General features: G+C 38.7%; 15 protein-coding genes and 1 tRNA gene. 10 read left to right on the top strand and 6 right to left on the bottom strand.

Annotated elements, in window-relative coordinates; all coding sequences use genetic code 11:
* Positions 1-89: 89 nt before the first annotated feature.
* Positions 90-374 (top strand): hypothetical protein, encoded by a 285-nt coding sequence (locus tag FJ366_01445; GenBank protein ID MBM3894242.1) that lies wholly within the window; start codon positions 90-92, stop codon positions 372-374.
* 5 nt (positions 375-379) lie between these two features.
* Here the strand turns inward: FJ366_01445 and FJ366_01440 are convergent.
* Positions 380-469 (bottom strand) — tRNA-Ser (locus tag FJ366_01440).
* A gap of 298 nt (positions 470-767) precedes the next feature.
* Here FJ366_01440 and FJ366_01435 point away from each other — a divergent pair.
* Both FJ366_01435 and FJ366_01430 read left to right on the top strand, forming a co-directional pair.
* Complete coding sequence (locus FJ366_01435) at positions 768-1,991, top strand: hypothetical protein (protein MBM3894241.1); 1,224 nt, start codon at positions 768-770, stop codon at positions 1,989-1,991.
* Positions 1,988-3,235 carry an exonuclease SbcCD subunit D gene (locus FJ366_01430; GenBank protein MBM3894240.1) on the top strand — a complete coding sequence of 416 codons (1,248 nt, stop codon included), beginning with the start codon at positions 1,988-1,990 and terminating at the stop codon, positions 3,233-3,235. The genes FJ366_01435 and FJ366_01430 overlap by 4 nt, the downstream gene beginning before the upstream one ends.
* 1 nt (position 3,236) lies before the next feature.
* On the opposite strand, the gene FJ366_01425 is transcribed toward FJ366_01430, so the two are convergent.
* Positions 3,237-3,617, bottom strand: a complete 381-nt coding sequence (locus FJ366_01425; protein MBM3894239.1) for a hypothetical protein — start codon at positions 3,615-3,617, stop codon at positions 3,237-3,239.
* 11 nt (positions 3,618-3,628) lie between these two features.
* Positions 3,629-4,093 carry an SsrA-binding protein SmpB gene (smpB, locus tag FJ366_01420; protein ID MBM3894238.1) on the bottom strand — a complete coding sequence of 155 codons (465 nt, stop codon included), beginning with the start codon at positions 4,091-4,093 and terminating at the stop codon, positions 3,629-3,631.
* 107 nt (positions 4,094-4,200) lie between these two features.
* Here smpB and FJ366_01415 point away from each other — a divergent pair, with 107 nt between their 5' ends.
* Positions 4,201-5,058 carry a hypothetical protein gene (locus FJ366_01415; protein ID MBM3894237.1) on the top strand — a complete coding sequence of 286 codons (858 nt, stop codon included), beginning with the start codon at positions 4,201-4,203 and terminating at the stop codon, positions 5,056-5,058.
* Here FJ366_01415 and tsaD read toward each other — a convergent pair whose 3' ends face one another.
* The 3 genes from tsaD to FJ366_01400 all read right to left on the bottom strand — a co-directional run bounded on the left by tsaD (position 5,059) and on the right by FJ366_01400 (position 9,301).
* Positions 5,059-6,147: a tRNA (adenosine(37)-N6)-threonylcarbamoyltransferase complex transferase subunit TsaD gene (tsaD, locus tag FJ366_01410; protein MBM3894236.1), complete on the bottom strand. Its 1,089-nt coding sequence runs from the start codon at positions 6,145-6,147 to the stop codon at positions 5,059-5,061.
* Positions 6,148-6,158: 11 nt separating this feature from the next.
* Positions 6,159-7,571: a hypothetical protein gene (locus FJ366_01405; GenBank protein MBM3894235.1), complete on the bottom strand. Its 1,413-nt coding sequence runs from the start codon at positions 7,569-7,571 to the stop codon at positions 6,159-6,161.
* Between the two features lie 77 nt (positions 7,572-7,648).
* Positions 7,649-9,301: a hypothetical protein gene (locus tag FJ366_01400; GenBank protein ID MBM3894234.1), complete on the bottom strand. Its 1,653-nt coding sequence runs from the start codon at positions 9,299-9,301 to the stop codon at positions 7,649-7,651.
* A 243-nt stretch (positions 9,302-9,544) separates the two neighbouring features.
* On the opposite strand from FJ366_01400, the gene FJ366_01395 reads away from it, so the two are divergent.
* The 6 genes from FJ366_01395 to FJ366_01370 form a co-directional block, all read left to right on the top strand.
* Positions 9,545-10,183, top strand: a complete 639-nt coding sequence (locus FJ366_01395) for a carbonic anhydrase (GenBank protein MBM3894233.1) — start codon at positions 9,545-9,547, stop codon at positions 10,181-10,183.
* Positions 10,184-10,436: 253 nt separating this feature from the next.
* Positions 10,437-11,138, top strand: coding sequence for a hypothetical protein (locus tag FJ366_01390; protein MBM3894232.1), 702 nt, complete (start codon positions 10,437-10,439; stop codon positions 11,136-11,138).
* Complete coding sequence (locus FJ366_01385; protein ID MBM3894231.1) at positions 11,114-12,085, top strand: hypothetical protein; 972 nt, start codon at positions 11,114-11,116, stop codon at positions 12,083-12,085. The genes FJ366_01390 and FJ366_01385 overlap by 25 nt, the downstream gene beginning before the upstream one ends.
* On the top strand, positions 12,082-12,702 hold the full coding sequence (locus tag FJ366_01380; protein ID MBM3894230.1) for a hypothetical protein: 621 nt from the start codon (positions 12,082-12,084) through the stop codon (positions 12,700-12,702). The genes FJ366_01385 and FJ366_01380 overlap by 4 nt, the downstream gene beginning before the upstream one ends.
* Before the next feature lie 148 nt (positions 12,703-12,850).
* Positions 12,851-13,981 carry a hypothetical protein gene (locus FJ366_01375; GenBank protein ID MBM3894229.1) on the top strand — a complete coding sequence of 377 codons (1,131 nt, stop codon included), beginning with the start codon at positions 12,851-12,853 and terminating at the stop codon, positions 13,979-13,981.
* Between the two features lie 20 nt (positions 13,982-14,001).
* On the top strand, positions 14,002-14,600 hold a 599-nt coding region (locus tag FJ366_01370), incomplete at its 3' end, for a hypothetical protein (GenBank protein MBM3894228.1).

Raw genomic sequence — 14,600 nt, 5'->3', positions numbered from 1 at the left:
TCTGATGGATTTACGTCAATCTTGACGAAGACGCGTTTGCATACAGTACTCTTTTTGGGGATTTAACCATATTGTGAAAGGCATTACCAATGGCAAGGCAGTTATTAGTGCTGATTTTGTTTGGATTGTGTCTTGGGCTTCAGGCTCCGCGTGGGCGTCGCGCTGGAAGTTCATTAGAAACTATCGTGGAAGAGTTTTCTGAGCAAGGAACGCAAGCAGATCCTCTTTTGTGTGAAGATTTGTTATCGCTGATGGATTATTTAAAAACTCATGGAAAGTTCTCTGGGTATGCTCGATCAGAAGAACTTTCGTTTATTGTTGAGATTTTTAATGGACATCAGACTGTAAGAATAAAAACTTGTGATGATTTTTAAAAAACTGGCGGAGAGGGTGAGATTCGAACTCACGATCCCGGTAAAGAGATACCCGCTTTCGAGACGGGCGCTTTCGGCCACTCAGCCACCTCTCCGTATTTAAGATGTATTTTTAAAGTCTTGTTTGTAGTCGCGTAGACTTTAGAGGGCGCAGGACACCTTTTTTACATCTTCATGAAGCTACCATGATTTTTGATGAAGCGCAATTTGATGCAAGATATTTGAGAAAATTTTTTAAAACAAATTTTGAAATCATTCTTTTTTTGTGAATAATAAAAGAGTATTTTTGGTGCGCGTATTTTTGGGTAAAGTAAGACCCGGTGTTGCTAGAAACGAAATACATTATTATATTTCGCTCATAAAAAAAATTTATATTCCAAGGGTTTCTTTTGTATGGCCATCAATCGCTTATTTATGGCAGTTGTTATCGCAGCTGGCCGATCATCTCGGTTTAAGGGCGCCACGAACAAATTACTGGCGACATTGTGTGGCCGGCCCCTTATTTATTATCCGCTGCGAGCGCTTTCGCAGTCAAACATGCCTGTGAATGTTGTGACTGCGGTTAATGCCGATTTTATTCGTCAGACAATTCGTGAGTTGCATTTGCCCAGTGAAATTTCTTTTTCGATTCAGGAGCATCCACGAGGAACTGGTGATGCTGTTGCTAGTTCATTTGCCAGCTGGGGAGAAGCCGAGCATATTTTGGTGGTCAATGGCGATATGCCTTTGGTGCAAAATCATTTAATTAAACAGTTGATGGATCAGCATCTTGAAAAAGGAGCCACGGTTTCATTTGTTACTTCAAATGTCTTAAATCCATTTGGGTATGGTCGCGTTGTTGAAGGTTTGTCTGGCGTTAAAATAGTTGAAGAAAAAGAGTGCGATGCAACGCAAAAACAAATTTCTAAAGTTAATGCAGGGATTTATATTTTTAAAAGAACTTTTCTTGAGCAGCATGTTGGCCTGCTTTCGGCGCAAAATGCGACAAGCGAATTATATTTAACAGATCTTGTTGGAAAAGCTTCCTCTCTTGGAGAAACGGTATCGATGGTCTATGCACCGTTTGATGAAGTTCAGGGAGTTAACACGGTTGAAGAGTTTTGGATTGTTGAGCAAACCATGCGCTCGCAGTTGGTTAGATATTGGGTAGAGCAGGGCGTTTATTTTGAAAATCCTAATAATCTCCATTTAGACGTTGATGTTCAAATTGGTGCGCATACAAAAATTGGTACAGGAGCATTGCTGTTGCGAGGTAGTATCATTGGAGCAGATTGCATAATTTCCCCATTTTCTATTTTGGGTCATGCAATTGTTGGTAATGGCACGCTTATAAAATCTCATACCGTTGTTCAGGATAGTGTGATTGGCAATCGATGTGTTGTCGGGCCATTTGTGCGAATTAAAAACAATACGGTTGTGAAAGATGGTGCGCGGATCGAGAGCTTTGTCGAGCTTTCTGCGTGTACATTGGGAGACTGTGTGGTTGTTCATCGATTAGCGTGCTTAGAAAATTCTGTGATTGATTCTCATGCAGTAATTGCAAATCAAGTTTCATCAGGCTCGTTAGATGGTATTACGGATTATTTTGGCGACGAAATTTCACAGCAGCGCGTATGATTTCATTTGTTCACACAGCAGACATTCATTTTGGCGTTGAAAATTATGGACGCATAGACCCTTCCACAGGAATTCATTCACGGTTGCTTGATTTCAAAAAAAGCTTACAAGCATGTGTTGATTATGCCATAGAGCAAGATGTCGATTTTTTTATGTTTTCTGGTGACGCGTACAAGACGGCACATCCTTCGCCGACGCAACAAAAATTATTTTTACAGCAGTTTTTGCGATTGTATCAGCACAATATTCCTGTGGTAATTGTTGTGGGAAATCATGATCATCCTATGAGTTTTGGCAAAGCGCATGCGTTGGATGTTTTTGGCGATTTGCCTGTTTCTGGATTTTATACTTTTTCGCGGCCTGATATTTTGCGTTTGCAGACAAAGCGAGGGCTTGTTCAAATAGTTGGCATTCCGTGGCCGTCTCGGCATTCTTTGATCGCAAAAACTGATCTTCGATTTAAAAATTCACAAGAGATTGTTGAATATCTTTCTTCTTCTGTTGCATCGATTATTCAAGATTTAGCAGCACAGTTAGATCCTTTTGTTCCGGCTGTTTTGGCAGGACACCTGACAGTGAGTGAAGGTATTTTTTCAGGATCTGAACGTACTGCAATTTTGGGTTCTGATCCTATTTTATTTCCGTCACAATTGGCGATTGAGCCGTTTGACTATGTTGCACTTGGACACTTACATCGCTTTCAGGATTTAAATCGTGGGGGCCGTTGTCCAATTGTGTATTCAGGTTCGCTTGAGCGGATTGATTTTGGTGAACGAAATGATACGAAAGGATTTTGTCACGTCAAAATTGATGAGCATAAAAAAACAACGTATTCATTTATTCATACACCGACGCGACCGATGATTCAATGTGATGTTCAGCTACATAAAGACGAAAATCAAACACAGCAGATTATTGCGGCCTTGCGCTTGCATGATCTAAAAGATGCGATTGTAAAAATTGTGTATCATATCCCAGAGGATATGAATGACGTTGTTGAATTACCAGCGATACAAGCTGCGTGCAAAGATGCGTGGTATGTATCTTCTATCACGCCGGTTCATAAGCCCAAGCAGCGCGAAAAACGAGCGCAGGTATCGGTACAGATGGATGATGATGAGCTCTTGCGACAATATTTAAAAATGAAAAACTGCTCTCCAGAGATTCTTGATTCTCTGCTCAAGAAAGCAGAAAATCTTAAGGCGCGTTACGAGGAAATACAAACATTGTCAGAGGGACAGTAATTTATTCTTCAGCAGCGATATTTCCAAAATTATGAGCAACGTCGATTAGCCGGTTATTAAAGTTGCGACACAGTGTGCGCTCTTCTGCAATAAGATCTCTAAAAAATCTTTTTCTTTCATTAATCGTATTTTGGCCAAAAAGATTGTTGTGTAAAATTGTTGCAAGAGCGAAAAGTAGAGATGTCATTTCAGCGTTATTTAATTCACGAAGATTCTCATAGAGTGTAAAAGCTTCGTCTTGGGTAAGCAAATTGCCATTCCCAAAGCTTTCAAACCTGGAGGCGGCAATTATTCTTGCTCGTATCTCTGGAGATTGTCGAGTGTAAGCACATGAAAAGCAAAAGCTGAAATATAAAAAAGTAATTTTAAATAAAAGATTCATATTAATTAAGTTTAAGTATTTTTGTATTTTAACGCAGTTTTAAGCTCTCGATCTGCTTCACGCTGTTTAACTTTTTCTCGTTTATCAACAAGTGTTTTATGTCGTGCAGTGCCGATTTCCATTTTTACTAAGTTTTTGTCACTTAAATAAAGTTTAAGGGCAACAACGGTAAGTCCCTTGCGTGAAATTGCACCAAAGATTTGATTTATTTCTTTTCGAGAAAGAAGAAGAACGCGTGAACGGCGGCCGTCTGATTTGAGCGCAGATTGTTTTTCGTATGCATGTGAATAGGGTGTGATGTACCAGTTGATTACCTGAGCTTGGCCTTCATGAATGGTAACAAAAGCATCTTTAAGTCCGCCAAATCCACGACGAATGGACTTAACCTCATCGCCGGTAAGGGCGATTCCAGCGTGAAAGGTTTCCAGGATGTTGTATGAAAAATAGGCTTCTTTGTTTGTGCTTAGAATTTTCATGAAATGTTGTTAGGCGGTTACATTGCTTTTGTTATCTTCGTTAGAATATCAAATTATGCTATAAACATCTATAATCAGGGGAGAACTTCTTTTTTGAGGGTGATTGAATGAAAAAAACGTTAATCCTTTTTTTAATATTGTTGTGTGGGATCGCATTCGGATATCCCGAACACAGATCTGTTTCGTCTGAGGAGCGGATTGTGCGAGGTGGGATTTCTTCGTCAGACTCTTCGGATGTTGATCCAGTGGTCGTTTTCTTTCGTGGAGAGCGTACGGTGAGCGATTCAAGTGGCTTTTTTTCATTTATAAAAAAAAGTGATGCGGAAGCTTTTGATGTTGTTCCGTTTCGTCAAAAAATGATGAAATCAATTAATGGAGGCGCTGCGCTTGAAAGCGTGAGTCCATTGTTGAAAACAAAAATGAAGGATGATACGTATCATTTGTTAATTACTAAAAATATCGAACCGGTTCTTGAGGGAGCCAATAATATTGTTGGGTTTAAGCAAATTCCAGGAGAACCATATCTTTGTTTTTCATGCAAGGCTCAAAATGCCGCAAATCTTTCGAATGATGATATTTTAATAAAGCCAAAATCTATTGAAAAAAGAAATTTTTTATACGAGCCTTCGCGTACTATTATTTTGCTTTTGAATCCAAAAAGAGTCGAAAGTATTGAGTATTGGCCGTTTAAACTTGATCATCAATTTATTCAAATTCCAAAAGTTAGGCTGTTGCCAGAAGAAAAAATTGCTCAAGCAAAAGCTAATAAGCGAAAATTTATGAATCAGGACTTGTCTGCAGAGGATGGTGAAAAAGTTTCAGTTGTTGTTGGTGGGAATCAGCATCGACAATCAGTTAAATCACACTTTAAAGCGCTAGAATTTGAGCCTTTTTTTGAATCTGCCGACCAGGTTGTCATGACAAAGCGCATTGGAAGAAATCAATTAGTAGAAGTTCGTTTGTAGTTACGAATTGATATCTATAAACATCATTGACTCACGCCATTCTGCAGAAAAATATTTTTTTGAAAGCTCTGGGTCACTCAATAAAAATGATCCAGCGGCAGCGATCATAGCAGCGTTATCTGTTGAATATTCTCTCGGTACATTTTTGTAAAAAACACCCAAGTATTCGGCAGTTTTTTGCAAGCGTTGTGAAAGGTATTTGTTGCATGCAACCCCGCCAACAAATGTGATGTATCGAGCTTGAGGATAGAGAGAAAGGGCAAGTTCTATTTTTGCGCAAATAATATCTCCTATACATACCAGCAGGGAGCTTGCGATCGTAGCCATTTCTTTTTCTGTGACAGTGGGCGAAAGTTGCTTGGTTGTAAGATCAAAATATCCACGTTCAATCATGTCATAAAAAACAGCGGTTTTGAGTCCAGAGAACGTAAAATCAAGCTTTTTTTTGTAGTCTTTTGTTCGCGTATATGAAAAAAAGTCTTCAAAGTTAACACTTTGCGCTAATTTTTCTATGATCGGACCGCCGGGATATCCAAGCTCAAGAATCTTTGAAATTTTATCAAACGCTTCTCCTGCGGCATCATCAATTGTGCTCCCAATTGTTATGTATTTTGTAGGGCTTTCTACAAAATAAATTGATGAGTGTCCGCCCGAAAGAGAAAGGCAAATAAGCGGAAAGGTAATGCTTGAATCAAAAGAGCCATCTTGGTTGAGGTATGCAGAGGTGATGTGTCCATGGGTGTGGTCAATTGGGATTAGTAGAGTGTTTTTTGCCCATGCTAATCCTTTGGCAAAACAAAGTCCGGTTAATAAAGATCCTGCAAGCCCTGGTTTGTTGGTGACTGCAATTGCATCAACTTCATCAAGGGTTATGCCAGCCGTTTTAAGTGCAATATCAACGATGGAATCAATTTTTTCAAGATGTGAGCGAGAGGCGATTTCCGGTACAACGCCACCATATTTTTTGTGTTCTGCAGTCTGAGAATGAAGCTTGTTAGATAAAACTTTTTTATTTTCGTGATCAATAATCGCTGCAGCTGTTTCATCGCATGATGACTCGATCCCAAGAATGTACTGTGTTTTTTTCATACCAGTGCCTTTTATCCAATAATTTCTTTGTTTTTCATCAGCTTTTCATATTTGGAGCCTGTTTTTATGGCGATGCCAACCCACATGGTGAGTAATCCAAGTGAAGCAAAGGTGGTTGAGGTTAAGAGCTGAGAATCAAGAGATGAAAGAGCCCTGAGGATAGATGCTCCGAGTGACTTGCCACCACGTTTCCCAAGGCTATCAACAATGCTTTTGACTTGCGTTTTAACCATTTTTGTAGTTGGAATAAACATGATTTCTTGGATTGGACGATTGAGCGTATATCCCAGTGTTTTAATGATAATCATTCCTGCAAAAAAGAATTGTGTTGCTGGAAAATACCAAACAAAGGTAACAACTGCAGCCAAGAGCGCTGGGTATAAGATTAAACAATTTTTAATTTCTAATTTTCTGAGTAAAAAGCTTGTTCCAAAGAATCCAAATAAAATACCAAGAATTGCATTCATCTGAGCATATGAACCCATGTATGCAGCAAAATCTGGACCATGATAGTGATAGCTGATTTGGATTTTGAATTGCAAATCAAGCATTTGGCTAATGATTTCTTGCATTGTTGTTATGGTTGCAAGTCCAAGAAGGTATGGGCTTTTATAGAGTAATCGAATTCCTTCAAGAAAAGACGTTTTTGAAGTTGCTACTTCAGTAGCTGCTTCAAGGTGAGTGTCTGCTTTGTTTTCATCGCTCTGGCGAAGATTTTTTGGGATTCGAGTGATGAACTGGTAAATAAAAAATGGGACGCTTAAGGCTAAAAGAGCGAAGAAACATATTAAAGCGTTAAATCCGTATTGTTGTATGGTTAAAATAACACAGGTTGGTCCGGCAAGATTTCCTAATTGCGTGGCAACGATAATCAACCCGTATCCGCGCTTTGCAGATTCTGTGGTATTAATACTTGCAAGGTAGGTGAAGTAGTGAGAGACGAGTAAGCTTGCAAAGCTTTCAATGCCGATATAGTAAATCCACCCAATTATAGATGATGGAATTGGTAATATGTATCCAGCATTTATGTAGTAGTGAAGCGTTGTGGTTCCAATAAAAAGAGATGCATACGTGATGCAAATAATAGAAAATAATTTTTCGAGTGCAATTTTGGTAATTGCATAGTTATAAAGAAGCACCAGCGGGATAAGGATCGCGATAGAGGTATTTTTGGCGAGCGTTAAAGATTCTCTGCCTACAAAATCAATAAAAAGAGAGTCTTTAAGTGTTTTTAATCCCCAGGTGCACGTCATTATGATGATAGCAATCCGCGAAAGATATAAAAATTTTGAAAGCTCTGCGGGATGAATATTGCCCCACAAAAAATGCTCGATATTAAAAAGAATAGGTTTGAGTGTTGTTTTTGAGCTTAATAAGAAAAATATTAAGCCGGCAAGAACGATAAAAAAGATAGTTATGAGCATTAAAAAATACCAAAAATAAAAATGTAAAAGCGGCCGACGAAAATGGCCGGCCGCTTTGTACGTCTTTGTTAATTAGATTAATCGAGGATTTTTTTCTCTTCAATTAATTGGTCGTATGACTGACCAACAAACATCGCGATAATAATCCAAACCCCGATGATTCCGAGGGATGCGATTGATCCGTAAGCTACCAACATGGCAGGGTTTGCAGAACATGCAGCATTGATTACAGAACCAATACCTTTTGCCGCTTTACCACCAAATCCGTCAATAACAGCTTTAACTTTGAATTTAACGTCTTTAGATGTTGGAATGTACATGAACTCTTTAACTGGGTTATTGAGTGCATAGCTTAACATTTTTACAAATACCATTGCCCAGAAAAGAATTCCAAGAACTGGCGAGAATCTAACCATTAGAACAACTAAGCCAAGAAGTGTTGGGTAGAGCAAGAGGGAGAATCGAACGCCAAGTTTTCTGATAACGATTGAGGTTCCAAGAATCGAGAAAACAAGTCCAACAATCGCAGTCCACTGAGCTGCCATCGCAAGGTATGATGCAAGAGCTTCTTTTGCAAAAACACTCGATGCTGCCATTTTGAATTGAAAGTCAATCAATGTTCCAACAACTTCGTAAACGGTAGCAACAAATGCAAGACCCATAAGGTATTTGTGTTTTGCCATCAAGCGAAGGCCTTCACCCGCTCCGGTTGTTTTTTTCTTGGCTACTGAGCCATCACCGTCTGTTTGACGCAAGTCATGAGGAACAACGCTTTTGTAGATGTAGATAGCGATAGGAACAATCATTAAAATTGTTGCTGAGATGCTCAAAAGACCAAAGAATCCAAAGTATTCTGCATAGCGAGCCATGGTAGGTCCAGCAAGGTTACCTGATTGCATAGCGATACCGATAAGAGGATATCCTCTTTTACCCATTTCTGTGGTTGTTGTTGAGTGAGCGTATGACCAGAAGAGAGGAACAATAACGCCACCCATGGTTTCAACCATTACAAATGCGAGCCAGCCAAGAAGTTTTGAAAGATCATAGAGTTGAACACCGTCAACTGTGACTGAACGACCCATTGCCAAGAAGCTATCGCCAGATGAAAGAAGTTGAGCAAATCCATATTTTGAGTAAGCAAACCATGCAGCGCCAAGTGTTACAGCAACTGAAACAACTTGAATCCAGGTTGTTTCGATAGAAAGAATAATTTCTACAATTTTTTTGAGTGCAAGAGCTAACAAAGTACATGCAATTACGGTGATTACTTTACCAATGTATCCGTGTCCAAGTGCAAAAAATGGAGAAGCTAAATTGGTGTAACCAAATCCGAAGATGACAAAAAGAGATGCGTAAAAGCCGCAAACGATCCAAAACAATTTTTCACGTGTCATGCAGTCAACGAGTTTTGTGTAGCCCCAGATGAGAGGGATCATAGCAAGAACGGTGATTAATTTTGCATACGGTACACAGCAGTAACCAATTAAGGTATCAAAGAATGCATCTTTGATTGAGCGAAGTGTCCAGTAGCTTCCGATGATTGAAAATGAAGCCACAGAAAGTAAGCCAAATTTTACTAATTCAGGTCCTGTAAAGTTTCCGTAAAAATAAGCAAGAAGCTTTTGCAGTGTTCCGGTAAGGTATAAAACCCCCAACACCAGCAAGCTTGCGATAGCAATCTGCGGCGCTGAGACTTGTATTGATAAAAACCACTCGATTATAGGTAACATATGATTCTCCTCTCTCCAGATGAGAGATTTTCTACATTCATTGATTTTTCCTGCGACAAGACCACCTTGTCTAGCACAAAAATCAATCGTGACAAGAACATCGGAAAATTATATCGATCTTTATGGCTCCTGGCAATGGAGCGGAGAGTATTCTTTGGGTGTATTGAAATTTATGATAAATTTAACTCTGCTTATGGTGTTTTAAAGATTTGTTGATTTACGGTCATTTTTAATGGAATTTGAATGGTTGAGCGCGCAAAAAAAAGTTTTAAAAAAATGGTTGCAGGATACTCCCAGTTTCGTGATAAGTATGTTTATGGCGATTTTTCTTTTATGAATCAGCTGTCCGTTGCCGGACAGAAGCCTGAAATTATGGTTATTTCGTGTTGCGATTCGCGGGTTGACCCGGCAGTAATTTTACAGTGTGATCCGGGCGATCTTTTTATCGTGAGAAACGTTGCAAACATCGTTCCTGCTTACACGAAAGATGACAAGTGCCATGGCACGAGTGCGGCCCTTGAGTTCGCGGTTAAATTTTTAAATGTTGAGCATTTGATTTTATTTGGTCACAGCCAGTGTGGCGGAATTGCAGCGTTATTAAAAGATGAATTTAGCGATGATGATGATTTTTTAAAGGCCTGGGTGTCGCAGGCTCGATCTGAAAAAATGCAGAAATATTCTGTTGATGAATATGCCGAGCATGCCCTTAAAAAATCGTATAAAAACTGCTTAACGTTTCCATGGATTGCGGATCGAGTAGCAAATGACAGATTGGCCATACATCTGTGGTTTTTTGATATTAAGTCTGGGCAAATTTTTACCTACTGCCACGATGAACAAGGGTATAAGCTTTTGAATGAACGTATCAAAAATGTCGAATAAGGGCTTTTTTTGAGAAACGCGACAGGTCGTTTGTTGCTCAAAGTGCCCTTTGACCAGTTGTTTTTTGTGGGTGCAAGACTTCAGTGTTGAACTTGCGGATACTATTGGTTTGTTTCAGGGAGAAATGAGCGGTGATGAAAAAATATTAAAAATAACTATTTTGTTTGCGATTTATTCACGAAGTTGTTGATTAGTGATTTGTAAATTATGATTTAAATTCCTATTTTTAGACGGTTTCTTGTGGTTTTTTTATATGTTTAAGCGTTTTTTGTTCTTTATTTTGCTCTTTCCATTATCTATTTTTAGCAAGGACCTTGTTTTGTCTGGAAATTGTCGATTTCCATCTAGCGAAACGGTTTCCATGGTGAATGTTTTTTATGAAAAAGTCGAGTCCCAAGAACAGTTGCATGATACAAATACTGTTGTTTCGTTTATTGCTGAAGCAGATATTAAAGAATTAGCAGCGTTTATAGAATGTAAAGATCATCAGAAGGTGGTATCGTCTAGCAGTCGTGGTATGATGCTCTTGAAAAATATCATAAAAACACGGTGTCTAGAAGCTAAATATCAAAAAACAGATTCTTTTATGGCGATTAAAATTGAATTTTTAGAGCCCCAGAAAACGGTAAGTGCGCAACTTGAATTTTCAATAAAAGATGGAAAAAAATTATGCAATGTTACGATTCGAGGATTTTCTGATGGAGCGCCTAAGGAATTAGTGAACTTTTTTTATGCTGCATTGCTTGATGGGTCTGTAAATTTTAAATTTTTAAAAAATGTGGGGGCTTTATTTGCTCTTGGTGGGGGCTTTATTTGCTCTTGGTGGGGGCTTTATTTGCTCTTGGTGGGGGCTTGTTTTTTTGTAACAAAATACATAAAAAATGGAAATATAAAAAAGTCCACGATTCTGTTGCAAGGTCATTTCAATCTATGGTCAATGCCTATCAGCCCTTGATGAATGAGTTTCAAAAAATTAAAGAAGGTTTTTCGTCTCTTCATTTGACGCTAGACGAAACATTAGAGCAACATTACGACTCACACGTTTTTCGTAATATTATTTTTCGTGATATTCATGATGATCCAAGAAATAAATATCCGACAGCATTTAAATTGTATGATGACTTTAACTTTTTGTTTGTTATGCGCTATTCAGATTTTCAAGCTTTTCTTGAGGCGGAAGAAACAGCTGGTGGTTATATTGTTGAGCCGAAAGCGTATGAGTTGCCAAGATATGTAGACCCTTCTATTAGAGGCAATAAGGATGGGTTTTTAAAATATGTAGGCGCGTGTTTAGATGCGTCTGCAAAAAGATCAGAATATGAGAGAATTAAAAAGGTTCAAACCGCTCTTGCTTTTGCGCGAAATTATGCAGATTCCCTGTCGCGGGTTGGATTTATTTTTTACAACGGAAAAAAACCGAATGCGGTAGGCGATCAAGAAAATAAAAAATCTATTTCTAAAATTCTGGATATTCACAAAGGTAATGTTCGATGTGTGTATTTGTGTGAAGAGAAAATTGGTTATTCAGAAGTTTCTTCTTATAAATACTATGAGTTTAGCAGTTATAATCATCAAGAACCTTTTGATGTATCCCATTCAATTTTTGAAAGATTGAGCAAGTGGTTTAAGGTTAGATTAAAAGACGATGTTATTGCTTGGATTAATAAGTTATCAAAGCTACATAGAAATAATAATAGCTCTTCTTGTTGCGTTGTTGATGCTTTTGATTTTGCTAAAACCAAAAAAGAATTTGTCTCTACCAGAACCAGGAAGCGTTTATATAACTTTTTTTTACAGGTTAAGATTGACTCCGGGATAAACTATGACATTGATATTTATTCAAAAAGCTTTTCATTGTTTGATTTTTCTGGTTATTCAAAACCTGTAGCGCTTGGTGAGTGAATAATTATTTTGGATGGTTTTGTGGCAGAATCGCTGGTGATTCTGAAGTTTCACGTCGATTTTCTGCTGAGGCATTACATTTCCATCAACTATTTCCGTGTTCTGGTTCTAGTGGTGCTCATGAAGGTCTTGCTTCGCGTAGAGCTCGCGGGGATTTTGCTTATTTGAGACGATCGAGCGTTGATTTGCATGGTGTTCCCGCCAAACATTTCGCTATCGATTATGCTAACGTCTTTGATTTTAGAGCCCTAATGGGCATGCTTCCTGAAGTAAGGAATTTTTTTATGGCGCAGGCGGAACAACATGGTGACAACAACCCTATTTTTCTGGTAGATGCGGCCGTTTTTTTAGTCCTGCTGTATGGCGATGACACTGTTCAAAGAAAGTTTTTTGATGATACGTTGAATAAGTTTAATTGGATAGTTTTTTGCGATGGTTATGCTTCAGCTTTTGATCAGATGAGAATGTTGGCACCGGAAATAAAAGTTACTTTTGTAAATGAGCAAGATCGTATGATTTATGAAAAAAATTCAATGAACGAGGCTATTTCAGCGCGCGATGATTTTATTCGCACAGTTGTGGAACGAGTCCGTACAGTTGTGGAAAGAGTCGAATAACATCCTTTCTGCTTAAAAATAACAAAGCCTTTGTGGTTTTGAAGGGGTTTAGATACTCTGCTTTTTATGTGAGCTATTCTAATTTTTTGAAGTAGTATAAATAGCTCTTTTTATAAGCGTTATAGGCTTGTTTTTGAGGAGTTTTGGTATGAAATATGTTTTTGGGGTTTTGCTTGTTGCTTTAAGCTTGTCAGCGCCACGCAAGTTTGATTTTTATTCAGAAGAAAAAGGCTTTATTTCCGAAGACGATCAAAGAAATTGGTTAAATATGTACAGTCTTTGTGTTGGGCGGTTTGTTGGTCTGAGGGCAGAAAAAGACATAGCAAGCAAAGAGCCTGATTTTGCGGCTTTTTTGACATCGATTTTTAGCGATCCTGTAATTATTGGTTTAATGAATGAGCGCGTAGAAATCGATTATTCAGCTCCTCTTGATGAGATTAAAGCTCGAAGAGCAGATAAAATCGAATGGCTTAAGGCTTTGAATGCAGCGTTGGCTGGTCGTGGATTTTTAGCAGATGCAGCTGACTTTGATAGAGAAGGGTACATGCCTTCACCTCAGCAAACAATAATTTTCCCAAGTTCTGAGGAATTTAGAAAAGGCGGATATGTTGCCACGTTTTTGTGCACCAATACATATCGTTTGGGGTATTATGATGCCGAAGGGCGCGATGCTCAGGCATGGGGTAGTCGTCCAAGCAGATATCCTTTTCCTCTGCAAATGATTAGTAAAATACTTTATGAAGACCAAATGAACAAATTGCTCTCTGAAATCGATTTTGGGGGGAGTCATCCAGTCAGAATCGCGAGAAACTATTTATTTGCGTTGCCCGGCACAGAAGGCTTGCCGCTAGATGATTGGAATGTGCTTTTGGTTCAAGAGGGTTTTGCTGTTCCTGATAATCAATCTGCTCATGCAGCTAGATTTATAACAAAACCATTTTTGGGATCGATTCTTAATTTTTTACGTTGTGCGCGGGCTTTTAGTATAGAAAATCCTACGCATTTTTTCTTTAGATCTCATGGCGATCAAGTCGTTGTTAGAAATTTTGAAAGACCAGCTTTTGGCGGATCGCATGCATATGATTTTATGAAGCCAGGTTGGGAGCATTCTTTGCAGGCACAATCAAATACCGGAGTTGGTCTGGTAACATTGATGGAATCTATTTTTAAGTTGCTTGCGCTTCCTGAAGATAGAATCGAAGGTGTCTATGGTCTGCCTGGATATGCAGACTGCTCAGATGATGAAGGTGCAAGCGCGCCAAGAAGTCGTCGCGGTTAATTTTCCCTGGAGGTTTTTTTGTGAAAATTTTGTTGATTCTATTTTGTTCGATGGCTTTGGTTGCAGAAAATTTTGTTTGTGATGAAGACAAGCAAGCGTATGAACATATTGTTTCTTGGCAGCAGTCTGGGGATGCAAAAGAATTAATTAAAACAAAAAATATTAAAGAGCGAGATCCTCTTTTTAATTCATTTTTGACGTTGTTTGTTTCACATCCAACAGTTCGGGAATTATTGAAGAATCGTCCGCATGATAATTATGCGAATGTCTCTATTCCTACAGCTGATGAAGTGACGGCAGAAGCAGATGACAAAGCAAATGAGCCTGAAGTTGCCTATCTTGCATGGAAAGATTCGTTTGAGCAAGCGCTTGGCTTATTTTCTGGGCATATTATTGAACATTCTATACACAAAACACCATCAACGCTGGTCTTTTGGTTTGATGCATTTCCTCAGTTTGTTGTAAAAATGAGAGTGAAAAATGGATACCGACTCGGTTTTTACGATGCTGAGGGTAAAATGTGCTGTGCGGTCCCAGGCTGTAGCGTCAGCGAATTTGATTTTCCAGTACAAGAAGTCAGCAGGGTTTTGTGTGCTTCAGAAGTCCAATCATATGCTGT

This window comes from Candidatus Dependentiae bacterium (assembly GCA_016871815.1).
Classification (GTDB): Bacteria; Babelota; Babeliae; order Babelales.
Note: the sequence above shows the minus strand (reverse complement) of the source record. Positions and strands in the feature narration are given on the sequence as shown.